This window comes from Pseudomonas brassicacearum (assembly GCF_918698105.1).
In the GTDB taxonomy this organism is placed as follows: domain Bacteria; phylum Pseudomonadota; class Gammaproteobacteria; order Pseudomonadales; family Pseudomonadaceae; genus Aquipseudomonas; species Aquipseudomonas brassicacearum_F.
This window is the reverse complement of the sequence record NZ_CAKKMI010000034.1, coordinates 43,580-66,156: the sequence shown is the minus strand read 5'-3', so window position 1 is coordinate 66,156 and position 22,577 is coordinate 43,580. Positions and strand designations below refer to the sequence as shown.

Genomic DNA, 22,577 nt, shown 5'->3' with positions numbered 1-22,577 from the left:
AGAAAGGCACAGCAAAGCCACGCACAACCTCGCCCAAAAGGCGGGTGAGGACATGTTCGATCCCTCGAGCGGAAAGTGACATCAAAATAGTGGCGCGATATTAATGAGCCATCATTTTGACGTCAACTAAATGGATTGGGCTTTAAGGCTCTTGCGGGAACCATTCATCTGAAATTAGAGGGTCGGGGGGATTGGCAGACCACAGGCCCGCTAATGAACTTTCCACCCTGCACCGGCCTCAACCCATTACCTGCCCAAAGGAATATGAGGCCCTGCCATGAAAACCCTCTTGAAACTCACCCTCGCCGCCACCCTCACCTGCGCCCTGCCCGCCTGGGCCACTTGCACGCCAGAGGAAGCGACCGCCAAGCGCGAACAATTGGCAACGGAGGTGACCAAGCTCACCGAGCAGAACCCGGCCAAGGCCAAGGAAATGAACGACGAGTTGCAGAAAATGGACATGGAGACTGCCAGCAAGGATGTGCCGGATAAGTGCCAGTTGATCGATAAGCGCCTGGAAGAATTGAAGAGCGCGGAGAAGAAGGCTGGGTGATCAGCCAAAGCCGAGCACAACTTTGCTTTTGTGGCGAGGGAGCTTGCTCCCGCTGGACTGCGCAGCAGGCCCCCCCTTTTTGTGAGCGCTTCGCGCTCAAGCGGGAGCAAGCTCCCTCGCCACAGAGTGTTGCGTCAGATTTAGTTCTCCATAAAAAAACCGGACCCAAGGTCCGGTTTTTTCATACAACGCTAACGCTGACTCACTCAGCCGCCGGCGCCTCTGGCTTGCGGCGCTTGAGCGGGGCCATGCCGTCCTTGCTGACCAGCGACGGGGCGTCGCTCTTCGGGCGGTTGGCGGTCTTGCGTTTGGTCGGGGCCTTGGCGCCGGCCTTCTTCTTGTCGCCCTTGGCGTCGACCTTTTTCTTCTTCACGCCAACGGCCTTGCCCGAGGCCTTGACCTTCTTCGGCCCGCCGTAGGTGCCTTTGACTTCCTTGATGGTGCGGCGCTCGAAGCTCTGCTTGAGGTAGCGCTCGATGCTCGACATCAGGTTCCAGTCGCCGTGGCAGATCAGCGAGATCGCCAGGCCGTCGTTGCCGGCGCGGCCGGTACGACCGATGCGATGCACGTACTCGTCACCGCTGCGCGGCATGTCGAAGTTGATGACCATGTCCAGGCCTTCCACGTCCAGGCCACGGGCGGCGACGTCGGTGGCCACGAGGATTTTCACGCCGCCCTGCTTGAGGCGGTCGATGGCCAGCTTGCGGTCCTTCTGGTCTTTCTCGCCGTGCAGCACGAACGCCTTGTATTCCTGGGCCACCAGGCGGCCGTAGATGCGGTCGGCCATGGCCCGGGTGTTGGTGAAGACGATGGCTTTTTCGTAGGTCTCGTTGGCCAGCAACCAGTTGACGATCTGCTCTTTGTGCTGGTTGTGGTCGGCGGTGATGATCTGCTGGCGGGTGGTGGAGTTCAGCTGGCTGACCGCGTTGAGCTGCAAGTGCTCGGGGTTGTTCAGCACCTTGGCGATCATCTCGCGCAGGCCCGAGCCGCCAGTGGTGGCGGAGAACAGCATGGTCTGCTGGCGGTTGGTGCATTCGTCCACCAGGCGCTGCACGTCTTCGGCAAAGCCCATGTCCAGCATGCGGTCGGCTTCGTCCAGCACCAGCACTTCGACTTCCTTGAGGTCGAGGTTACCGGCGTTCAACTGCTCGATCATCCGCCCTGGGGTGCCGATCAGGATGTCCGGCACCTTGCGCAGCATCGCGGCCTGGACCTTGAAGTCTTCGCCGCCGGTGATCAGGCCGGACTTGATGAAGGTGAACTGCGAGAAGCGCTCCACTTCCTTCAAGGTCTGCTGGGCCAGTTCGCGGGTCGGCAGCAGGATCAGGGTCTTGATGCTGACGCGGACCTTGGCCGGGCCGATCAGGCGGTTGAGGATCGGCAGCACGAACGCGGCGGTCTTGCCGCTGCCGGTTTGCGCCGTCACCCGCAGGTCACGCCCCTGGAGCGCGAGCGGAATAGCCGCTGCCTGCACCGGCGTTGGCTCGACAAATTTAAGCTCGGCCACGGCTTTGAGCAGGCGTTCGTGCAGGGCGAATTGGGAAAACACGGGTGCTACCTCGAAGAAATGCAAAAAAACAGCTGCATAGGGTAACGGTTTCGAGCGCGCAGGCCGAGTTTCTTTATACAAACGGCGGTAAATCAGTGGATTTTTATCAGCCGTTATTGCATCAACGGTCACTTGACCGGGCTTAAATGCTCTAATCACACCGTCGCGTCTTTACAGAAGAACCGTTTCGTCCATGGACATCAAACAATTCTGGGTCAACCTCCAAGACCTCTGGGGTGCCCTTGACCAGCACCCGATCTTGCATTCCAGCCTCGCCCTGATGTTGCTGCTGGTCATCGCCCTGGTGCTTGGCCGTGTGGCGCGCTACCTGATCCTGCACGCAGCCAAGTTGCTGGGGCGCCAACCGGCCTTGAACTGGGTCAACGACCTGCGCCAGAACAAGGTCTTCCATCGCCTGGCACAGATGACGCCGTCGCTGATCATCCAGTTCGGCCTGCACCTGGTGCCGGAACTGAGCAAGACCAGCATGATTTTCCTGGGCAATGTCGCCCTGGCTTTCACCATTTTGTTCATGGTGCTGGCCCTCAGTGCCCTGCTCAGCGCCTTACTGGATGTCTATGCCCGCACTGAGCATGCACGTACCCGCTCGATCAAAGGCTACGTGCAACTGACGAAAATGGTGCTGTATGTGTTTGGCGCGATCATCATCGTTGCCACGCTGATCGACCGCTCGCCACTGTTGCTTCTGTCAGGCCTGGGTGCGATGTCGGCGGTGATCCTGTTGGTCTACAAGGACACCTTGCTGTCGTTCGTCGCCAGCGTGCAACTGACCAGCAACGACATGCTGCGGGTCGGCGACTGGATCGAGATGCCCCAGGTCGGCGCCGACGGTGATGTGGTGGACATCACGCTGCACACAGTCAAGGTGCAGAACTTCGACAAGACCATCGTCTCGATCCCCACATGGCGACTGATGTCCGAATCGTTCAAGAACTGGCGCGGCATGCAGCAGTCTGGCGGGCGACGGATCAAGCGCAGCCTGTTCATCGACGCCAGCGGCGTACGTTTCCTGCACGACGAGGAAGAACAGCGCCTGACCCAGGTGCGCCTGCTGACCGACTACATCGGCCGCAAGCAGGCCGAACTCAAGGCCTGGAACGAGGCCCAGGGCAACGTCGCGGCGATGTCGGCCAACCGTCGGCGGATGACCAACCTGGGCACTTTCCGCGCCTATGCGCTGGCCTATCTGAAGAGCCATCCGGAGATTCAGCCGAACATGACCTGCATGGTCCGCCAGATGCAGACCACCGCCCAGGGCATCCCGCTGGAAATCTACTGCTTCACCCGCACCACCGCGTGGGCCGACTACGAACGTATCCAGGGGGATATTTTCGATTACCTGCTGGCGGTGATGCCGGAGTTCGGGCTGAACCTGTACCAGCAGCCGAGCGGCACGGACCTGCGTTCGGGATTGCTGCCGGCGGTGCTGGGGGCGAGCCAGTTGCCGGAGCCGCAGAAGCAGGTGGTCTAAAGCCAACCCCCATTCCCCTGTGGGAGCGAGCTTGCTCGCGATAGCGGTGTATCAGTCAGCATCCATGTTTCTGACACACCGCCATCGCGAGCAAGCTCGCTCCCACAGTGCTCAGAGTTCAGAATTCAAGGTGAAGGACTCAGGGCGAAGGCTGAGGTTGGCGTACCCCCAACCGACTGATCCACACCGCCGCCAATATCACCGACCCACCCAGCAGCAACCGCCCCAGGGCCTCGTGCTGGTTCCAGATCAGCAGGTTCACCACTAGCCCCACCGGCACATGCAGGTTGTTCATCACCGCCAGCGTCCCGCCGTTGACCAGGCACGCGCCCTTGTTCCACCAGTACAGCCCCAACGCGGTGGAGACCAGGCCGAGGAACACCAGCACGCCCCATTGCAGCGGCGCTTCAGGCCAGAAGTTGGCCTTGCCGAACAGCAGGAAAGCCGGCAACGCCACCATCAGCGCACCGAGATAGAAATAACCGAAACGCCGGTAATGCGGCAGGTCGCTCGGATGACGAGCCACCAGGTGTTTGTACAGCACCTGCCCGGCCGCATAGGTGAAGTTGGCCAGTTGCAGCAGCAAGAAACCCATGAAGAAATCCGGGTTGATCCGGTCGTAGCGAATCACCGCCGCGCCCGCCACGGCCACCAGCGCCGCGATCAGCGCCCAGGGATTGAAGCGACGGTTCAGCGCGTCTTCGATCAAGGTCACGTGCAGGGGCGTCAGGATGGTGAAAAGCAGCACCTCGGGCACCGTCAACACCCGAAAGCTCAGGTACAGGCAGACGTAGGTCACGCCAAACTGCAAGGCACCGATCAACAGCATGCCGCGCATGAACGCCGGCTCCACCTGGCGCCAACGCGTCAGCGGAATGAACACCAGCCCGGCCAGCAGCACTCGCACCAGTACCGCGAAATAACTGTCCACGTGCCCAGCCAGGTATTCGCCGATCAGGCTGAAGGAAAACGCCTGGATCAATGTCACAAACAGTAGATAGCCCATACCGCCCCCTCATTTCGAATGGCGGCGAAGATAGCGGTTTTGAACGGTGGGAGCGAGCTTGCTCGCCTCCACAGATTCACCACTAACTTGAAACTTCATCCACGACCCAAGGAGTGGCCTGACGCTGGTGCCGATGGCTGGCGCCACGCTGGAGCACGCGGGTCAGCGCCTGGAAGTTTGCCGGCTTGGTCAAGATGTCGTCGGCACCGGCGGCCCTGAAACGCTCTATTTCGCTGGAAAAAACACTCGCGGTGAACGCGACGATGTAGCAAGTATCACCCTGGGGCATTTCGCGGATTCTACGCACAGCTTCCAGACCATCCATCACGGGCATGTTGATATCCATCAGAATGATCTCGGGCATCGAAGCCATGCAACGATTGACCGCTTCCAGGCCATCTGACGCAAGGCCGGGGGCATAACCCAACTCTTGCAGCATCGCCATGGCCACTTTCTGGCTCACCGGATGGTTCTCCACCAGAAGGATATCGAGCGGATAATCCTCGGCAAAAGACGAGTCGAAGCCAACCGTCGCATGATCGTCCCTGAAGGGGATTTCCGAGACTGAAAAAAGCGCCAGCGGGAGAGAGAAGGAGAATGTCGAACCGACCCCAGGCTCGCTGGTGAACGATAAAGTCCCCTGCTGTGCCTCGAGCAGGTTCTTACAGATAGAAAGGCCCAGCCCACTCCCAGTGAAGCGCTGGTCAGCCGCCCCTTTAAACTGGGCAAAGGGCTTGAACAGATTGTGTTGCCGTTCCGTGGGGATACCGATGCCGGTATCGCGTATGGAGAAGTCGAGCCAGGCTTGAGCGCCGTAGCCGCTGGTGGTGACCAGGAGCGATATTTTTCCGGCTTCGGTAAATTTGACTGCATTGCCCAGCAAGTTGATCAGTATCTGGCGAAGGCAATCCATATCGGTTTTGACCAAAGGCGGTACGTCCGGGGAAAACTGCGCCTCCAGCACGACGGGTTTGTCCTGGATATTCTGCCGGGTTAACTCCATACAGGATGAAACCAGTGCTCTCACTTCGAAAACGCGAGGTTTCAATTCAAGTTTGCCCGCCTCGATCTTGGCAAGGTCGAGAATGTTATCGATAAGAGACAGCAGGCTCCGTCCACTGGAATGAATCGTTGTAAGAAGACGGCGTTGCTCGTGATCCAGGGCGGACCGGGCCAGTAACTCGGTCGCGCCGATGACACCGTACATGGGGGTGCGAATTTCATGACTCATGGTTGCCAGAAAGCTGGTTTTTGAACGATCAGCGTCTTCGGCGGCATTTTTTGCCTGATTCAATACCCGTTCATTGACTCGCAATTGCCGGAGATGAGCGCGCATGCGTAAAAGGAGGAAAGCTAGAAATACCAGGATGGCCAGGATGATATGGTACAGGGCGTCATGATTAAGTTGTTGGTAGTAGTCCGCCAAGGTAACTTCCGCCCCGACAACATACACCGTACCGTCTTGTGATTTTAACGGGACAAAGACCGCGCGAAAATCACCCCAATGATCCGAGTAGTCGATCCAGGTTGGCTCGGTGCGCTCAAAACTATCGAGTAACGCCTGGCTGGCATCGGGATAAGGGTCGAAAAAACGCACGAAATTCTTCTCTTGAATTTCTTTCTTCGATGCACTGGAGCTGATCAGGTAGGCCTTTGCATCTCGCTTGATCACGCTATAGACAAACGCTGTGCCCATCGACTCGTTGAAGCCGGAAAGCCGCTGGATGCTATCCCAGTCCTGCGCTTGCGATTTGGATTGTTTATCGACCAGATTGTCATGGTAACGGTCGCCGAGAATGGCCGAAGCGCCCAGCGCGGCATGCAGCAATTTATTATTGATATTGTCAGTGAGGACGCTTTGCGTCTCGACATAGAGGTAGTAGATATAACCACCAGCGCCTATGAGATAGACCAGGAATAAAGCCCATGTCTGGCGTTTGACTTTGAACATATCACAGTCTCCCTACTGTAATTGCGTGCCTAAATTACCACAGCAGGCATCGAGAGACTTGCCAAATCCGGGTGAAGCCTGGGCCTGCATATCTTCCAGCCCTCAAGACTTGAAGGGCGCCCATCTTAAAGGGTCATTGTTTACATTTCCCAAAAAAAAGCCCGATCTCGCTAAAGCGTTCAATCGGGCTGATGCACTCAGGAGCAATAAGTGCAAAGGGAGGTTCGATGCGCAAAACGTTTGAAGGGAAGCGCCAGGCCACTAGACCACCTGGCGATTACCCGAGGATTAACGGATCAGGCGACCTGGGACAGCTTGGCGTTGGCCTGATTCAGGCCCTTCTCCTGGAAGTCGCCGCCCAGGTTCATGCCCTCGGCATGGATGAAGGTCACGTCGTGGATCCCGATGAAGCCCATGACCTGACGCAGGTAGGGTTCCTGATGGTCAGTGCTGCCGCCGGCATGAATGCCGCCACGGGCGGTCAGCACGAAGGCGCGCTTGTCGGCCAGCAGGCCTTGGGGGCCGGTGGGGGTGTATTTGAACGTCACGCCGGCACGCAGCACATGGTCGAGCCAGGCTTTCAGGGTGCTGGGGATGGCAAAGTTGTACATCGGCGCAGCCATCACCAGCACGTCGGCGGCCAGCAGTTCATCGGTCAGTTGGTTGGAGCGTTCCAGCGAGGCGTTTTCAACGTCGTTGCGCTGTTCGGTCGGCTTCATCCAGCCACCCAGCAAATTGGCATCCAGGTGCGGCACCGGGTTGATGGCCAGGTCGCGAACGCTGATTTCGTCGGCCGGGTGCGCCGCTTTCCATTGGCTGATGAAGGTCTGGGTCAGTTGACGGGACACCGAGTCTTGCTGGCGGGCGCTGCTTTCGATGATCAGAACGCGGGACATGGCTTGTAGGCTCCATCTGAGAATGTTGTCAGTCGATGGAGTGAAGGTTAAATGCGAGCATATCGATGAAAAAGCGCAAATAACTGCTGTAAAGCATCGATAAATTCGTTTATAAGCGGAGCAAGCAGTATTGCCTGCCCCGCTGCCGGGCTATTTCGGCTGACAGGTCAGCTTGATGCGCAGCTTGATGATGTTGCGGTTGAACTTGGCCGTGGCGTTCTTGAACTTGCCGGCGGCGACCTCGATCTTGCGGGTGCGAGGTGCTTCGGGGCCATTGCTGAAGACCACGGTGCAGGCCGCATCGGTGCTGCCGTAGTTGTTAACCTGGATGGAACCGATATCGGCATCGGTGGCATAGGCGTTGTAGTCGATGCTCAGGCCGTTGAGGTGCTTTTCCACATCGATCGGGTAGGCAAACGCAGTCAGTGGCAGCAAGGCCAGCACCACACAACAGATTTTCTTCATTCGGCAGTCTCCACCAAGGGACTGCCAGCTTAGGACAAGAGGAGCTCGATATGAAAGCGCCCCGCGTAACCCTAGATCAATGGCGCACCTTGCAGGCCGTGGTCGACCACGGCGGTTTCGCCCAGGCCGCTGAAGTGCTGCATCGCTCCCAGTCGTCGGTGAGCTACACCGTGGCCCGCATGCAGGATCAGCTCGGCGTACCGTTGCTGCGCATCGATGGGCGCAAGGCCGTGCTGACCGAAGCCGGCGGCGTACTGTTGCGCCGTTCCCGGCAATTGGTGAAACAAGCCAGCCAACTGGAAGACCTGGCCCATCACATGGAGCAAGGCTGGGAAGCGGAAGTGCGCCTGGTGGTCGACGCGGCCTACCCCAACGCCCGTCTCGTTCGCGCCTTGACGGCGTTCATGCCACAAAGCCGTGGCTGTCGGGTGCGGCTGCGCGAAGAAGTGTTGTCGGGTGTCGAAGAAGTGCTGCTCGAAGGCGTGGCCGACCTGGCCATCAGCAGCTTCAGCATTCCTGGCTATCTGGGGGCGGAATTGAGCGACGTTGAATTCGTCGCGGTGGCCCATCCCGAACACGCCCTGCATCGCCTAAACCGCGAGCTGACCTTCCAGGATCTGGAAAGCCAGTTGCAAGTGGTGATCCGCGACTCCGGACGCCAGCAACCTCGCGACGTGGGTTGGCTCGGTGCCGAGCAGCGCTGGACCGTCGGCAGCCTGGCCACCGCCGCGACTTTCGTGGGCAGCGGCCTGGGCTTCGCCTGGCTGCCCCGGCACATGATTGAGCGGGAACTCAAGGAAGGCACGCTTAAACAGCTACCCTTGGATCAGGGCGGCAGCCGCAACCCGAGCTTCTATCTGTACTCGAACAAGGAAAAACCCCTGGGCCCAGCCACGCAAATCCTGGTCGAGTTGCTGCGCACCTTCGACACCGCGCCACTGGATGCGCCGTTCGCCGCCCCTGAACAAGCCTGACAAGGACTTCGCCGATGGCCTATTTCGAACACGAAGGTTGCAACCTGCACTACGAGGAATATGGCCGCGGTGCGCCCTTGCTGCTGGTCCACGGGCTGGGCTCCAGCACCCGGGACTGGGAAAAGCAGATCCCGGTGCTCTGCGCCCATTACCACCTGATCGTGGTGGATGTGCGCGGCCACGGTCGCTCCGACAAGCCGCGGGAGCGCTACAGCATCGAAGGTTTCAGCGCCGACCTGATCGCCTTGATCGAGCATCTGGGCCTGGGCCCGGTGCATCTGGTAGGTTGGTCCATGGGAGGCATGATCGCTTTTCAGCTAGCGGTGGATGAGCCCCACCGGGTCAGGAGCTTGTGCATCGTCAACAGTGCCCCGGAGGTCAAGGTCCGCACGCCTGACGATTGCTGGCAATGGTTCAAGCGCTGGAGCCTGATGCGCCTGCTCAGCCTGGAGACCATCGGCAAAGCCCTCGGCGCCAAGTTATTCCCCAGGCCCGAACAAACCGAGTTACGCCTGGAAATGGCCCGGCGCTGGGCAAAGAACGATAAACGTGCTTATCTCGCCAGCTTCGATGCGATCGTAGGCTGGGGCGTTCAGGAACGACTTTCGCAGGTTGCCTGTCCAACCCTCGTCATCTGCGCCGACCACGACTACACCCCCGTGGCGCTGAAACAAGCCTATGTCAAACTGCTGCCCGACGCACGGCTGGTGGTCATCGCCGACTCACGGCACGCGACCCCGCTGGATCAACCCGAACGCTTCAACCAAACCCTGCTCGACTTTTTGACCGCAACCGATTCCACCACTCAGGATCATTGACCCCATGCTGAAAAAAATCGCCCTTGCCGCCGGTACCGTACTGTTTGCCGCCAACCTGATGGCCGCGACACCCGCCAAGGCACCTCATGTATTGCTGGACACCACCAACGGCCAGATCGAAATCGAACTGGACCCGGTCAAGGCCCCTATCAGTACCAAGAACTTCCTTGAGTACGTGGACAGCGGCTTCTACAACAACACGATTTTTCACCGTGTGATCCCAGGCTTCATGGCCCAGGGCGGCGGCTTTACCCAGCAGATGGTGCAGAAAGACACCAAGGCGCCGATCAAGAACGAAGCCAGCAATGGCCTGCACAACGTTCGCGGCACCTTGTCGATGGCGCGTACCTCCAACCCGGACTCGGCCACCAGCCAGTTCTTCATCAACGTGGCCGACAACGCCTTCCTCGACCCGGGCCGTGACGCCGGTTACGCGGTGTTCGCCAAAGTGGTCAAGGGCATGGACGTAGTGGACGTCATCGTCAACTCCCAGACCGCCACCAAACAAGGCATGCAAAACGTGCCGATCGACCCTGTGATCATCAAGTCGGCCAAGCGCATCGACTGAAAGGGCACATGGCAAGCCTGAGCGACGTCGGTGATCCCGCGCCGCTCACAGCAAAAAGGAGAGCCCCTGCCAGGGCATTTACCCAATGGTTTTTCGCCGCTTCGAAACACTGATCGATATCTTCCGCGACGCCCCGAGCTCGGCCCCGCCGAACCGCGTCCTGCCCTTCTACACCTATTACCTGAAACAGGTCTGGCCCAGCTTCGCCGTGCTGCTGGTGGTCGGCCTGATCGGCGCGCTGATCGAAGTGGCGCTGTTCAGCTACCTGAGCCGCATCATCGACCTGACCCAGGGCACACCCAACGTGGACTTCTTCAAGGTCCATGGCCTGGAATTGGCCTGGATGGCCGTGGTGGCGCTGGTTTTCCGGCCGATCTTCGTGGCCCTGCATGACCTGCTGGTGCACCAGACCCTGAGTCCCAGCATGACCAGCTTGATTCGCTGGCAGAACCACAGCTACGTGCTCAAGCAGAGCCTGAATTTCTTCCAGAACGACTTCGCCGGGCGCATCGCCCAGCGCATCATGCAAACCGGCAATTCCTTGCGCGACTCGGCGGTCCAGGCGGTGGATGCCCTGTGGCATGTGCTGATCTATGCCGTCAGCTCGCTGGTGCTGTTCGCCGAAGCCGATTGGCGCCTGATGATCCCGCTGCTGATGTGGATTGCCGCCTACATCGGCGCACTCTGCTATTTCGTGCCACGGGTCAAGGAGCGCTCGGTGGTGTCATCCGATGCCCGCTCCAAACTCATGGGGCGGATCGTCGACGGCTACACGAACATCACCACCCTGAAGCTGTTCGCCCATACCAATTTCGAACAGCAATACGCCCGCGAAGCCATCCAGGAGCAGACCGAAAAAGCCCAGTTGGCTGGCCGCGTGGTGACCAGCATGGACCTGGTCATCACCAGCATGAACGGGCTGCTGATCGTCGGCACCACCGCGCTGGCGCTGTGGCTGTGGACCCAGTCGCTGATCAGCGTCGGCGCCATCGCATTGGCGACCGGGCTGGTGATCCGCATCGTCAACATGTCCGGCTGGATCATGTGGGTCGTCACCGGCATCTTCGAAAATATCGGCATGGTCCAGGATGGTTTGCAGACCATCTCCCAACCGGTCAGCGTCACCGACCGCGACCAGGCCAAGCCCTTGGCGGTGGCCCGGGGCGAGGTGCGCTTCGAGCATGTGGATTTCCACTACGGCAAGAAAAGCGGAGTGATCGGCGACCTCAACCTGACCATCAAGCCCGGCGAGAAAATCGGCCTGATCGGCCCGTCCGGCGCCGGTAAATCCACCTTGGTCAACCTGCTGCTGCGCCTCTATGACGTGCAGGGCGGGCGTATCCTCATCGACGGCCAGGACATTGCCCAAGTCGGCCAGGAAAGCCTGCGCGAGCGCATCGGCATGATCACCCAGGACACCTCGCTGCTGCATCGCTCGATTCGCGACAACTTGCTCTACGGCAAGCCCGACGCCACCGATGCGCAACTCTGGGAAGCCGTGCGCAAGGCCCGGGCCGATGAGTTCATCCCTCTGCTGTCGGACGCCGAAGGCCGCACCGGTTTCGATGCCCATGTGGGCGAGCGCGGGGTGAAACTGTCCGGCGGCCAGCGCCAGCGCATCGCTATCGCGCGGGTGCTGCTCAAGGACGCGCCGATCCTGATCATGGACGAAGCGACGTCAGCGCTGGACTCGGAAGTCGAGGCGGCGATCCAGGAAAGCCTCGAGACCTTGATGCAAGGCAAGACCGTGATCGCCATCGCCCACCGCCTCTCCACCATCGCCCGGATGGACCGGTTGGTGGTGCTGGAAAATGGCCGCATCGCCGAAACCGGCAGCCATGCCGAACTGCTGGCCCATGGCGGGTTGTATGCGCGGCTGTGGCAGCATCAGACGGGTGGGTTCGTGGGGATCGATTGATCTCTATCAGACACCGCCGACCCTGTGGCGAGGGAGCTTGCTCCCGCTGGGGTGCGAAGCGCCCCTAAAATCTGAGCGTCAATGCAATCAATAGATTGGACGCTCAGTCTTATTGGGCTGCTGCGCAGCCCAGCGGGAGCACGCTCCCTCGCCACAGGGATCCGGTTTGAATCAGCAATACTGAAAAAATCTTTCCAGGATCCACTTAGCCCACACCGCAACCACATACTCCACACCGTCCACGGCCAAAACCGCCACCGTCCAAGACGCTGGCGGTTTTTTTGTCGCTGGATTTGTCGCCGCACTCTGCTGTACTCAGCCCAGGTTCTGGAGATGAACCTGTCGTAATACTGCTGGATGCATAACCGATTATCACGACTGTTTCATCAAGGATACTTATGTCTCTACTCAAACGTTCAACGACTGAGTTGTTGGGTACGTTCTGGCTGGTTTTGGGCGGCTGCGGCAGCGCGGTATTGGCCGCCTCGGGGATTGGCGTGCTGGGGGTTGCCCTGGCGTTCGGCCTGACGGTGTTGACGATGGCGTTCGCCATTGGGCATATCTCGGGTTGCCATTTGAATCCCGCCGTTTCGTTGGGCTTGTACGTGGGCGGACGGTTTCCGGCCAGGGAGTTGCCTGCCTACATCATTGCCCAAGTCATAGGGGGCGTGTTGGCCGCCGCATTGATCTACTTCATCGCCAGCGGCAAGGAAGGCTTTGACCTGGCCGCGTCCGGCCTGGCAGCGAACGGTTATGGCGAGCATTCGCCTGGTGGGTATTCGATGGCGACCGGTTTTGTCACCGAGCTGGTCATGACGGCGATGTTCATCCTGATCATCCTCGGCGCCACCGATAAACGTGCGCCCGCCGGGCTGGCACCGATTGCCATCGGCCTGGCCCTGACGCTCATTCACCTGATCTCGATTCCGGTCACCAACACGTCCGTCAACCCGGCCCGCAGTACCGGTCCGGCGCTGATTGTCGGTGGCTGGGCCATCGAGCAACTGTGGCTGTTCTGGGTGGCGCCGCTGCTGGGCGCCGTCATCGGCGGTGTTTCGTACCGCTGGCTGGGCCAGGAAAACCGCTGAGTCACACCCGCGAAGATCAGCACTGCCGATAAGGCAGTGCTGTCTTCGCCTCTTCGGCATACGCCAGCACACCCTCCTGTTCCCGGGCGAGAAAATCTTCGACCGCCGCTTTCAAACCGGGGTGGCGCAGGTAATGCCATGAGCGGGTAATCACCGGCTCGAACCCGCGAATCAATTTGTGCTCACCCTGGGCGCCGGCGTCAAAGCGCTGCAAGCCATGGGCAATCGCGTAGTCCATGCCTTGGTAGAAACAGGTCTCGAAGTGCAGGCGGTCGAACTCCGCCAGGCAGCCCCAATAACGTCCGTAGAAACTGTCGCCGCCCACCAGGCTGAACGCCATCGCCACCGGCCGCGAACCTTGCTTGGCCAGCACCACGCGAATGGCTTCGGGCATGCGTTCGGCCAGCAGGCTGAAAAACGCTCGGGTCAGGTACGGCGCCTGCCGCCGCACGGCGTAGGTGTTGGCGTAACAGGCGTAGACAAAATCCCACTGCGCCTCGTCCAACTGATGACCTTCGAGCCATTCGAACGCGATGCCCTGCCCCGCCACTTGTTCGCGCTCCTTGCGCATCTGCTTGCGCTTGCGGGAACTGAGCGCGTCGAGAAAATCCTGGAAGTCGCGATAACCGCGATTTTGCCAGTGATACTGGCAGCCGATCCGCTGCAGCCAGCCTTCTTGCCCGGCAAGCGCCGCGTCGGTGAAGGCATCGGTGAAGTTGATGTGGGCACTGGAGAGCCCTTCGATTTCCAGGTATCCGGGTACGCTGCCCAGCAGCTCCAGGCCGTCCTCCACTCGCGCCGCCAACAGCCGAGGGCCACTGACCGGGCTGAACGGCACCGCCGTCAACAGCTTGGGGTAATAGTCGATGCCGGCGCGGGCGCAAGCGTCGGCCCAGCCGTGGTCGAACACGTATTCACCGTAGGAATGCCACTTGCGGTAACTGGGCAAGGCCGCCAGCAGTTGACCGTCTTCAATGTGCAGCAAATGCTCGGCTTGCCAACCGGAACTCGGTCCCAGGCTGGCGCTGTCTTCCAGGGTGCTCAGGAAGGCGTGGCGCAGGAACGGTTGATTGGCGGGCACCAGCGCGTCCCACTCGTGCGGCGCGATGGCGGACAGGCTGTCCAAGACGTGAAGCGGCATGCGGTTCCTCGATATCCAAACGATGGATGGGGCGAGTATCGCCGATCCTGACCGTGCGCACATAAAAAAACCCCGCCAGAGGCGGGGTTGAAAAAGGAGCTTTAACGGATGAAGAAAGAGCTCTGTATCAGGTCAGCGTGATTTAGAACACGTATTGGGCACGGACTACGAAACCGTCGCCATCGTCGTCGCCATTGGCGTTGGTGACTTTGTCGGTCTTGGCCTTGATGTAGGCACCGGTGATTTTCACCGCTTCGTTGGCGTACCAGTTCACGCCCAGGTTGTGCACCTTGGCTTCGGCATCGCCCACTTCACGAGTCGCCGAGGCCGTGGTGATGTTGTCGTCTTCAACGGTCATGCTGTCGAAGCGGTAGAACACTTCCCAAGCACCGATGGATTTGTTCTGAGGCTTGATCGCATCAAACTTGCCGACCTTATAACCGCGGGACTCACCGGTGAGGGTGTAGGCACCCTGAACGTAGAAGCCGTGGCCTTTGATATCTTCAAAGGCGTCGCTGTCAGCCTTGGTCTTGCGGGAGATGTATTCACCCTGGATCGACGCAGGACCCATGGCGAAAGCGGCTTCCAAGCCGAAGGCGGTGTCAGTGTCGTACGAGCCGGCCGGCGAGTTGTTGGCGCCGCCCAGGACCGGACGGTTGCCGTTAGGGCCGGCGTCGTTGCCGCCCAGGGTTTCAACGCCACGCATGCCCAGGCGGGAGCGGTAACGTGCGTCGAACGCGGTGTCGGAAACATCACGCGAGGCCACGTTCAAACCGAAGTGCAGCACGTTGCCGGAATCGTGCATCGGCGCGAATACGAAGCGACCGTTGACTTGTTTGACGCTGTCGCCGTCGGTGTCGTTGTTGTCCTTGGCGAATACGCCTGCGGAGGCATAGAACGAATCGGCGAAGGTGCTGGAAGCTTGCAGACCCAGACCGTTCTGGTGGCTGTTGGCCCAATCGATCAACTCGTAGGCGGCGTTACGCTCCGGAGCGGTAACCCACTTGGAGCTGGTGGCTTTTTCCAGGCCGAAATCCGGGTCGAAACGACCGAACTTGATCGAAACCGGCTTGAAGCCGTTGTAGGCCATGGACGCTTCGTCGAAGTAACCGTCGTCCGAGCTGCCGGCGTTGTGAGAGAAGTCGTAGTTGATGGTGTAGGCCCAATCCGTGTACAGCACGCCGGACAATTCCAGGAAGGCGCGACGGAAGTAAGCGGCATCGGCCGAATTACCGTTATCGGTGTAGATACCGTCGAACTGGCTGTAGTCAGCCTGCAAACGACCACCGAGCTTGAAGCTGAACTCTTTGTCAGTGGTAGCGACCTCAAGGCCGCCCTTGGTTTTGACCACGATATCGGCGCCGTCGGTGGTGACGGTGCCGGCGAAAGCCTGGGCGGTTACTGCCATTGCCAGTGCGCTGGCGGCAACACCTGCGAAGTGCTTGCGGATCATCGAAGAATTCCCCTGTTGGTAGTCTGTGCCGTTAGAAAACACGCGGAACTGGGCCCGCTGGTGTTGGGAGGGGATCTTGGCGATGGGTTGTGTCAGGCGAGTTGCTATCACATAAAGATTTTATGACAGCGGAACTTTTTACTTCGAATAGGAATAACAAATACAGACATGGAGAACCTGTGGGAGCGGGCTTGCTCGCGATAGCGGTGGTTCAGTCTGCATTGATGTCGACTGATACACCGCTATCGCGAGCAAGCTCGCTCCCACAGGGGTGGGTGGTGTTTTGAGGTTCAGCGGATATTTTTGTGGCGTTCGGCGGCGAGTTTTTCGGCGAGGTGATCCAGGTCAGGGACCGGCGGTTGCGGCAGTTTCCTGAGGGTCGCCTGCATCAGGCGCATCTGGCGGATAAAACGCCGGCAGTTGGGGCAGAACATCAGGTGATGACGCACCATCAGGCGTTCACGAAAACTTAACTGGCCGTCGAGATAATCGCTGGAGCGCGCCACTTGTTCCTTACAGGTCAGCATTCGCCGGTTTCCTCGAAATGTTCAACGGTCGCGAAGACTTTCAGCCGGGCGCGATGCAACAGCACTCGCACATTGGAGAGCGAAATATCCAGAAGATTACAGATTTCTTCCAGCTCCAGCCCCTGGCGTTCCCGCAGGTTCAGCACGCTGCCTTGCAGTTGCGACAGGCTGAGCAACGTGTGCTCCAGGCAATCGCGTAATTCGTCCATTGTGAGCAGCGCCTCAGGCGTGTCCTGGTGCCAGGCGAACGGCGCCAGCAGCCAATGACCATCGGCGGCGAAACGTTCATCGCCGAGGGTGCCATGGGGTGACGGCAGATCGTCGAGCAACACCTCCCGACGGTTCTGTTTGTAGCGCCCCTTGGCGGCGTTGGCGGTGATGGTCAGCAGCCAGGTCTTGAGGCTGGAACGCCCCTGGAAACCACTGAGATTGCGCACCACCGACAGCCATGCGTCCTGCACCACTTCATCGACATGGCGGCTGCCGACGATGGCATAGGCCACGGCGCGCATCGGGCTCTGGTAGGCGCTGACCAGTTCCCTGTAGGCCTGCTGCTCACCGGCCAGGAGACGTTGGAGCAGGAGGCTGTCATCGGTGACCGTCATTCAACGCCCCAAGATCAGGAAGACCGCGATGCTTTTTGTGGCGAGGGAGCTTGCTCCCGCTGGGCCGGTCCGACGCTTCGGGCGCAGCGGCCCCAAGATCTTGCGGTTGCTGCGCAACCGAGCGGGAGCAAGCTCCCTCGCCACAAAAGCACCCTTGTCCAAAAAAAATCTGGACCAGGCCAGATCAACGCTTGCGCAAAATCACGCTGCCAATCGAATAACCGGCGCCGAACGAACTGAGCACGGCAACCGAGCCGCTGGGCAGGTCATCCTGGTATTTGTGGAATGCAATCACCGAACCGGCCGAACTGGTGTTGGCGTAGCGGTCGAGGATCACCGGAGCTTCTTCTTCGGTGGCTTCGCGTCCCAGCAGTTTGCGCACGATCAGGTGGTTCATGCTCAGGTTGGCCTGGTGCAGCCAGAAGCGCTTCACCTCGCCTACGTTCAGCTGATTTTCTTCCAGGTGAGCACCGATCAGCTCGGCCACCATCGGGCAGACGTCGCGGAACACCTTGCGGCCTTCCTGGACGAATAGCTTGTCACGGCTGCCGACGCCCTCTTGCGCGGCGCGGTTGAGGAAGCCGAAGTTGTTGCGAATGTTGTTGGAAAACTTGGTCAGCAACTTGGTGCTGACCACGTCGAACTGGTACGGCGAGGTCGCCAGGTCCGCGCGCTCGATGATCACGGCGGTGGCCGCGTCGCCGAAGATGAAGTGGCTGTCGCGGTCGCGGAAGTTCAGGTGACCGGTGCACACTTCCGGGTTGACCATCAGGATCGCCCGGGCCTGGCCCAGTTGCACGCTGTTGGCCGCGGCCTGGATACCGAAAGTGGCCGAGGAACAAGCCACGTTCATGTCGAAACCGAAACCTTCGATGCCCAGGGCTTCCTGGACTTCGATGGCGATGGCCGGGTACGGACGCTGCAGGTTGGAACAGGCGACGATCACCCCGTCGATATCGGCGACGGTGCGGCCGGCGCGTTCCAGGGCCTGCTTGGCGGCACCAATGGCCATTTCGCACAACACCGACCACTCGTCGTTGGAACGCTCGGGCAGGCGTGGGGTCATGCGTTGTGGATCGAGAATGCCCTCCTTGTCCATGACAAAGCGGCTCTTGATGCCGGAGGCCTTTTCGATGAACGCGGCGTTGGATTCGGTCAAGGCCTCGACTTCGCCGCGCGCGATGGCGTCGGCGTTGTCGGCGTTGAATTGCGCGACATAGGTATTGAAAGATTGCACCAGCTCTTCGTTGGAGATGCTGTTGGCCGGGGTGTACAGGCCGGTGCCGCTGATGACGACGTTATGCATGGTCGTGTCTCTGATCTGTTCAGGCAGAAAGCATTGGCACCGACGTACCAATACACAAAGGGACTTTTCCCATCCGGGGGAAGCAGCCCTGGCATCGCTTTATTCCGATCCGCCCGGGGCATTGAAGCTCGAAACCACGGGACCGGCATTTATAGCCGCGAAGTTTGCCATAAACGCTGGGGTTTGGCCCATGCTCCCTTACATATGACTAGAACCCTGTGGGAGCGAGCCTGCTCGCGAAAGCGGTAGATCGGTCAGCATCTATGTCGACTGCCATAACGCTATCGCGAGCAGGCTCGCTCCCACAGGGGGTGTGGTGTTCATCTGGTCTGTGCCATCAACCCTCCACCACCCCCCACTGCTTGCCCAGGCGCTTGTCCGAGATCGGCACCTTGGTTCCCAGTTGCTGGGCGAACAGCGAGACCCGGTATTCCTCCAGCCACCAGCGGTACAGCTCCAGTTGCGGATCGCGCTTGCCTTCCTGGGCGTGTTTGCTGGCGCGGGCCTGGTACTGGGCCCAGAGGTTCGACAGCTCGCCGCTCCAGACCCGGTCTTTCTGCACCTGGCTACCGAGCTTCTCGAAACGTTGCTCGATGGCCTTGAGGTAGCGCGGCAGTTCCTTGAGCCATTGATGCGGGGTTTCGCGGACGAAGCCCGGGTACACCAAGTGGCTGAGTTGCTGCTTGATGTCGTTCAGCGCCACGGCCTGGGCCAGGTCGATCTTGCCCTTGAAGCGTTTTTGCAGGCCGTGCCAGAGCTTGAGGATGTCCAGGGTCAGCTTCGCCAGGCGTTCGGCGTGCTCGGTCCAGGCGCCGCGCTTGCGCTCGGCCAGGGAGGCCAGCGCGGCGCCGTCACGGGGCAGGCTCGCCTCGCCTTCGAGCACACAGCTGTCGAGGCTGGCCAGCAGGATGTCCTCCACCAGGCTATCGATGCGGCCCAGGTCGCGGTACAGCAGGCCCAGTTCCGTCAGCCCCGGCAGCTTGCCGCGCAGGAACTTGGCCGACTCGGCCAATTGCTGCATCAGCAAGCGCTGCAAGGCACGGCGATGCTGGAACTCGGCTTCGGCCGGCGTCGGGAAACGGCCTTCCTTGACCACGCCGCCCTCTTCCACCAACGCCGGGTAGACCGTCATCGACAGCCCGGCGATCTTCTGTTGGGTTTTCTCGGCCACCGGCGCGAAGACCTTCGCCTCCACCGGTGCCTGGCTTTTCGCCGTTTGCGGCACGGCCAGGGCGGCCTGGCTGGCTTCGGCAAAACGCGCCGTCAACTCGGCCAGGTCGCGGCCCTCGCCGAGGAACTTGCCTTGGCCGTCGACGATTTCCAGGTTCATGCGCAGGTGGCTTTCCACCTGCTGGGCCGCTTCGGCCCAGGCTTCGTCGCTGACCCGCGCCCCGGTCATGCGCAGCAGCTCACGGCCCAGGGACTGCGGCAACGAGCCCTCGGCGAAGGTAATGCGTTGCAATGCCGCCTTGACGAAATCCGGCACCGGCACGAAGTTCTTGCGCAAGGCCTTCGGCAAGTTGCGCACCAGGGCGATGCACTTGGCTTCGATCACCCCTGGTACCAGCCACTCCAGGCGTTCTGGCGGCAGCATCGGCAGCAGTGGCGCCGGCACTCGCAGGGTCACGCCATCGCGGGGATGGTTGGGCTCGAAGTGATAGCTCAGCGGCAAGGTCAGGTCACCGACGCGCAAGGTGTCCGGGTAGTGCGCGGCGGTGACTTCACTGGCTTCGCGGGCCAGCACGTCTTCTTCGCGCATGATCAGCAGTTGCGGGTCTTTCTGGCTGTTGATCCGGTACCAGCTGTCGAACGTCGCGGTCTGGTGGATCTCCGCCGGCAAGCGCGCATCGTAGAAGGCAAACAGGGTTTCCTCGTCCGCCAGGATGTCGCGGCGACGGGCCTTGGCTTCCAGCTCGTCGAGTTGTTCCAGCAGTTTGGTATTGGCGTCCAGGCACTTGGCCCTGGACTGGATCTCGCCGCGCACCAGCGCCTCGCGGATGAACAGTTCCCGCGACACCACCGGGTCCACCGGCCCGTAATGCACTGGCCGGCGACCGACGACGATGAGCCCGAACAGGGTGATTTGCTCATAGGCCACCACTTGCCCGCGCTTCTTCTCCCAATGGGGTTCGAAGTGGTTTTTCTTGATCAGGTGCCCGGCCAGCGGTTCGATCCAGTCCGGCTCGATCTTGGCCACCATGCGCGCGTACAACTTGGTGGTTTCCACCAGTTCGGCGGTCATCAGCCACTGCGGACGCTTCTTGCCCAGGCCCGACGAGGGGTGGACCCAGAACCGCCGCTGGCGAGCGCCCAGGTAGTCGCCGTCTTCGGTTTTCTGACCGATCTGGCTCAACAGGCCCGAAAGCACCGCCTTGTGCAATTTCGGGTAGTCGGCCGGGTCTTTGTTGAGGCTCAGCTGCATGTCGCGGCAGATCAGGCTCAACTGGCGATGGGAATCACGCCACTCGCGCAGGCGCAGGTAATTGAGGAAGTTCTTGCGGCACCAGTTGCGCAGTGGGCTGGCGGTCAGGGCCTGGCGCTGCTCTTCAAAACCGCGCCACAGGTTGACCAGCCCGGCGAAGTCCGAATCCGCGTCCTTCCACTGAGAGTGGGCCTGGTCCGCCGCCTGTTGACGCTCCGGCGGACGCTCGCGCGGGTCCTGGATCGACATGGCGCTGGCGACGATCAACACTTCCTGCAAACTGCCCAGCTTCGCCGCTTCCAACAGCATGCGGCCCATGCGCGGGTCCACCGGCAGGCGCGCCAACTGGCGACCGAGCGGGGTCAACTGGCTGTTGCGATCCACCGCCGACAACTCTTGCAGCAGGTTGAAACCGTCACTGATCGCCTTGCCATCCGGCGGCTCGATGAACGGGAAATCGGTGATCTCGCCAAGACGCAGGTGCAGCATCTGCAGGATCACCGCCGCGAGGTTGGTGCGCAGGATCTCCGGGTCGGTGAATTCCGGCCGTCCAAGAAAATCTTCTTCGCTGTACAACCGCACGCAGATGCCCGGCTCGACCCGCCCGCAGCGGCCCTTGCGCTGGTTGGCGCTGGCCTGGGAAATGGCTTCGATGGGCAGGCGCTGGACCTTGGCCCGATAGCTGTAGCGGCTGATGCGCGCGGTGCCGCTGTCGATCACGTAGCGAATGCCCGGCACGGTCAGCGAGGTTTCGGCGACGTTGGTCGCCAGCACCACGCGACGGCCCGGATGGGACTGGAAGATCCGCTGTTGCTCAGCCGGCGACAGGCGCGCATACAGCGGCAGAATCTCGGTGTGCTTGAGCTGGGCCTTGCGCAGCATCTCCGCGGCGTCGCGAATCTCCCGCTCGCCCGGCAGGAACACCAGCACATCCCCGGGGCTGCGCCGCTCGCTGCGCTCGTAGGCGGCGATTTCGTCGAGGGTGGCGAGGATCGCCTGGTCGACGGTCAAGTCGTCTTCGACCCGGTTGCCCTCCTCGTCCTGCTCCAGGGTCAGCGGGCGATACCAGGTTTCCACCGGGAAGGTGCGGCCGGAGACTTCCACAATCGGCGCGTCATCGAAATGCTTGGAAAAGCGCTCCAGGTCGATGGTCGCCGAGGTGATGATGACTTTCAGGTCCGGGCGGCGCGGCAGCAGGGTCTTGAGGTAGCCGAGCAGGAAGTCGATGTTCAGGCTGCGTTCGTGGGCTTCGTCGACGATGATCGTGTCGTAGCGCTCGAGGTAGCGGTCGTTCTGGGTCTCGGCCAGCAGGATGCCGTCGGTCATCAGCTTGATCAGGGTGTTGGCGTCGCTCTGGTCCTCGAACCGCACCTGATAACCCACCAGCGCGCCCAAGGGCGTGGCCAGTTCTTCGGCGACACGGCTTGCGACGCTGCGGGCGGCGATCCGGCGCGGTTGGGTATGGCCGATCAAGCCATGCTGGCCGCGACCGATTTCCAGGCAGATCTTCGGCAACTGCGTGGTTTTGCCCGAGCCGGTCTCGCCGGCAATGATCAGCACCTGGTGCTTGAGCAGTGCGTCCTTGATTTCGTCGCGTTTGGCGGCAATCGGCAAGTTGTCGTCGTAGCGAATCACCGGCAGGCTCGCCTTGCGCGCCAGCACCTGATCGCACGACGCCTGCATGCGCGTCACCCATTGGGCCAGCTTGGCCTCGTCGGGTTTCTTGCGCAACTCGAGCAACTGGCGCCGCAACCGGTGACGGTCGGCGAGCATGGCGTGATCGAGGTTTTTCAGCAGCTTGTCGATAGCGGGGGCTTGGTCAGTCATCAGGTACGCAAGGGTCGT

Annotated in this window: 18 protein-coding genes; 7 read left to right on the top strand and 11 right to left on the bottom strand. The window is 60.7% G+C overall.

Going from position 1 to position 22,577, the window contains the following annotated elements; translation table 11 throughout:
• Nucleotides 1–277: 277 nt before the first annotated feature.
• Nucleotides 278–553 (top strand): hypothetical protein, encoded by a 276-nt coding sequence (locus LQ215_RS15500; protein WP_230151128.1) that lies wholly within the window; start codon nucleotides 278–280, stop codon nucleotides 551–553.
• A 202-nt stretch (nucleotides 554–755) separates the two neighbouring features.
• On the opposite strand, the gene LQ215_RS15495 is transcribed toward LQ215_RS15500, so the two are convergent.
• Nucleotides 756–2,102: a DEAD/DEAH box helicase gene (locus LQ215_RS15495; RefSeq protein WP_230151127.1), complete on the bottom strand. Its 1,347-nt coding sequence runs from the start codon at nucleotides 2,100–2,102 to the stop codon at nucleotides 756–758.
• A gap of 193 nt (nucleotides 2,103–2,295) precedes the next feature.
• On the opposite strand from LQ215_RS15495, the gene LQ215_RS15490 reads away from it, so the two are divergent.
• Complete coding sequence (locus LQ215_RS15490) at nucleotides 2,296–3,594, top strand: mechanosensitive ion channel family protein (RefSeq protein ID WP_230151126.1); 1,299 nt, start codon at nucleotides 2,296–2,298, stop codon at nucleotides 3,592–3,594.
• A gap of 139 nt (nucleotides 3,595–3,733) precedes the next feature.
• Here LQ215_RS15490 and LQ215_RS15485 read toward each other — a convergent pair whose 3' ends face one another.
• From LQ215_RS15485 to LQ215_RS15470, 4 genes are all read right to left on the bottom strand, one after another.
• Entirely contained in the window at nucleotides 3,734–4,600 is an 867-nt protein-coding gene (locus LQ215_RS15485) for a carboxylate/amino acid/amine transporter (protein ID WP_230151125.1), read from the bottom strand.
• Between the two features lie 82 nt (nucleotides 4,601–4,682).
• A complete protein-coding gene (locus LQ215_RS15480) occupies nucleotides 4,683–6,551 on the bottom strand; it encodes an ATP-binding protein (protein ID WP_230151124.1) in 1,869 nt (622 codons plus the stop codon).
• 296 nt (nucleotides 6,552–6,847) lie between these two features.
• Nucleotides 6,848–7,447, bottom strand: a complete 600-nt coding sequence (locus tag LQ215_RS15475) for an FMN-dependent NADH-azoreductase (RefSeq protein WP_230151122.1) — start codon at nucleotides 7,445–7,447, stop codon at nucleotides 6,848–6,850.
• 150 nt (nucleotides 7,448–7,597) lie between these two features.
• Entirely contained in the window at nucleotides 7,598–7,912 is a 315-nt protein-coding gene (locus tag LQ215_RS15470; protein WP_230151119.1) for a 3-phosphoglycerate kinase, read from the bottom strand.
• Nucleotides 7,913–7,962: 50 nt separating this feature from the next.
• On the opposite strand from LQ215_RS15470, the gene LQ215_RS15465 reads away from it, so the two are divergent.
• The 5 genes from LQ215_RS15465 to aqpZ all read left to right on the top strand — a co-directional run bounded on the left by LQ215_RS15465 (nucleotide 7,963) and on the right by aqpZ (nucleotide 13,278).
• Nucleotides 7,963–8,886 carry a LysR family transcriptional regulator gene (locus LQ215_RS15465; RefSeq protein ID WP_014337088.1) on the top strand — a complete coding sequence of 308 codons (924 nt, stop codon included), beginning with the start codon at nucleotides 7,963–7,965 and terminating at the stop codon, nucleotides 8,884–8,886.
• A gap of 14 nt (nucleotides 8,887–8,900) precedes the next feature.
• Nucleotides 8,901–9,704, top strand: coding sequence for an alpha/beta fold hydrolase (locus tag LQ215_RS15460; protein ID WP_230151117.1), 804 nt, complete (start codon nucleotides 8,901–8,903; stop codon nucleotides 9,702–9,704).
• Between the two features lie 4 nt (nucleotides 9,705–9,708).
• Nucleotides 9,709–10,272, top strand: coding sequence for a peptidylprolyl isomerase (locus tag LQ215_RS15455; protein ID WP_230151115.1), 564 nt, complete (start codon nucleotides 9,709–9,711; stop codon nucleotides 10,270–10,272).
• Nucleotides 10,273–10,357: 85 nt separating this feature from the next.
• A complete protein-coding gene (locus LQ215_RS15450; RefSeq protein WP_230151113.1) occupies nucleotides 10,358–12,190 on the top strand; it encodes an ABC transporter ATP-binding protein in 1,833 nt (610 codons plus the stop codon).
• A gap of 398 nt (nucleotides 12,191–12,588) precedes the next feature.
• On the top strand, nucleotides 12,589–13,278 hold the full coding sequence (gene aqpZ, locus LQ215_RS15445) for an aquaporin Z (protein WP_230151110.1): 690 nt from the start codon (nucleotides 12,589–12,591) through the stop codon (nucleotides 13,276–13,278).
• A 16-nt stretch (nucleotides 13,279–13,294) separates the two neighbouring features.
• On the opposite strand, the gene LQ215_RS15440 is transcribed toward aqpZ, so the two are convergent.
• The 6 genes from LQ215_RS15440 to hrpA all read right to left on the bottom strand — a co-directional run bounded on the left by LQ215_RS15440 (nucleotide 13,295) and on the right by hrpA (nucleotide 22,559).
• The gene (locus tag LQ215_RS15440; protein ID WP_230151109.1) at nucleotides 13,295–14,419 is read right to left on the bottom strand and encodes a GNAT family N-acetyltransferase; all 1,125 of its coding nucleotides are present in this window, start codon (nucleotides 14,417–14,419) and stop codon (nucleotides 13,295–13,297) included.
• Nucleotides 14,420–14,561: 142 nt separating this feature from the next.
• Nucleotides 14,562–15,872, bottom strand: a complete 1,311-nt coding sequence (locus LQ215_RS15435) for an OprO/OprP family phosphate-selective porin (protein ID WP_230151107.1) — start codon at nucleotides 15,870–15,872, stop codon at nucleotides 14,562–14,564.
• 290 nt (nucleotides 15,873–16,162) lie between these two features.
• Entirely contained in the window at nucleotides 16,163–16,399 is a 237-nt protein-coding gene (locus LQ215_RS15430; RefSeq protein WP_230151106.1) for an anti-sigma factor family protein, read from the bottom strand.
• Nucleotides 16,393–17,004 (bottom strand): RNA polymerase sigma factor, encoded by a 612-nt coding sequence (locus LQ215_RS15425; protein ID WP_230151104.1) that lies wholly within the window; start codon nucleotides 17,002–17,004, stop codon nucleotides 16,393–16,395. Before LQ215_RS15425 ends, LQ215_RS15430 begins: the two co-directional genes overlap by 7 nt.
• Nucleotides 17,005–17,188: 184 nt before the next feature.
• Nucleotides 17,189–18,310, bottom strand: a complete 1,122-nt coding sequence (locus tag LQ215_RS15420) for a beta-ketoacyl-ACP synthase III (RefSeq protein WP_230151103.1) — start codon at nucleotides 18,308–18,310, stop codon at nucleotides 17,189–17,191.
• Nucleotides 18,311–18,647: 337 nt separating this feature from the next.
• Nucleotides 18,648–22,559 carry an ATP-dependent RNA helicase HrpA gene (gene hrpA, locus LQ215_RS15415; protein ID WP_230151101.1) on the bottom strand — a complete coding sequence of 1,304 codons (3,912 nt, stop codon included), beginning with the start codon at nucleotides 22,557–22,559 and terminating at the stop codon, nucleotides 18,648–18,650.
• Nucleotides 22,560–22,577 lie beyond the last annotated feature (18 nt).

Excerpts from the sequence above, each read along its gene's own strand:
- LQ215_RS15435 (WP_230151107.1), bottom strand. The coding sequence starts at position 15,872 with ATGATCCGCAAGCACTTCGCAGGTGTTGCCGCCAGCGCACTGGCAATG.
- LQ215_RS15450 (WP_230151113.1), top strand. The coding sequence starts at position 10,358 with ATGGTTTTTCGCCGCTTCGAAACACTGATCGATATCTTCCGCGACGCC.
- LQ215_RS15460 (WP_230151117.1), top strand. The coding sequence starts at position 8,901 with ATGGCCTATTTCGAACACGAAGGTTGCAACCTGCACTACGAGGAATAT.
- LQ215_RS15490 (WP_230151126.1), top strand. The coding sequence starts at position 2,296 with ATGGACATCAAACAATTCTGGGTCAACCTCCAAGACCTCTGGGGTGCC.
- LQ215_RS15455 (WP_230151115.1), top strand. The coding sequence starts at position 9,709 with ATGCTGAAAAAAATCGCCCTTGCCGCCGGTACCGTACTGTTTGCCGCC.
- LQ215_RS15480 (WP_230151124.1), bottom strand. The coding sequence starts at position 6,551 with ATGTTCAAAGTCAAACGCCAGACATGGGCTTTATTCCTGGTCTATCTC.
- LQ215_RS15425 (WP_230151104.1), bottom strand. The coding sequence starts at position 17,004 with ATGACGGTCACCGATGACAGCCTCCTGCTCCAACGTCTCCTGGCCGGT.
- LQ215_RS15430 (WP_230151106.1), bottom strand. The coding sequence starts at position 16,399 with ATGCTGACCTGTAAGGAACAAGTGGCGCGCTCCAGCGATTATCTCGAC.
- LQ215_RS15470 (WP_230151119.1), bottom strand. The coding sequence starts at position 7,912 with ATGAAGAAAATCTGTTGTGTGGTGCTGGCCTTGCTGCCACTGACTGCG.
- LQ215_RS15475 (WP_230151122.1), bottom strand. The coding sequence starts at position 7,447 with ATGTCCCGCGTTCTGATCATCGAAAGCAGCGCCCGCCAGCAAGACTCG.
- LQ215_RS15465 (WP_014337088.1), top strand. The coding sequence starts at position 7,963 with ATGAAAGCGCCCCGCGTAACCCTAGATCAATGGCGCACCTTGCAGGCC.
- LQ215_RS15485 (WP_230151125.1), bottom strand. The coding sequence starts at position 4,600 with ATGGGCTATCTACTGTTTGTGACATTGATCCAGGCGTTTTCCTTCAGC.
- aqpZ (WP_230151110.1), top strand. The coding sequence starts at position 12,589 with ATGTCTCTACTCAAACGTTCAACGACTGAGTTGTTGGGTACGTTCTGG.
- LQ215_RS15420 (WP_230151103.1), bottom strand. The coding sequence starts at position 18,310 with ATGCATAACGTCGTCATCAGCGGCACCGGCCTGTACACCCCGGCCAAC.
- hrpA (WP_230151101.1), bottom strand. The coding sequence starts at position 22,559 with ATGACTGACCAAGCCCCCGCTATCGACAAGCTGCTGAAAAACCTCGAT.
- LQ215_RS15440 (WP_230151109.1), bottom strand. The coding sequence starts at position 14,419 with ATGCCGCTTCACGTCTTGGACAGCCTGTCCGCCATCGCGCCGCACGAG.
- LQ215_RS15500 (WP_230151128.1), top strand. The coding sequence starts at position 278 with ATGAAAACCCTCTTGAAACTCACCCTCGCCGCCACCCTCACCTGCGCC.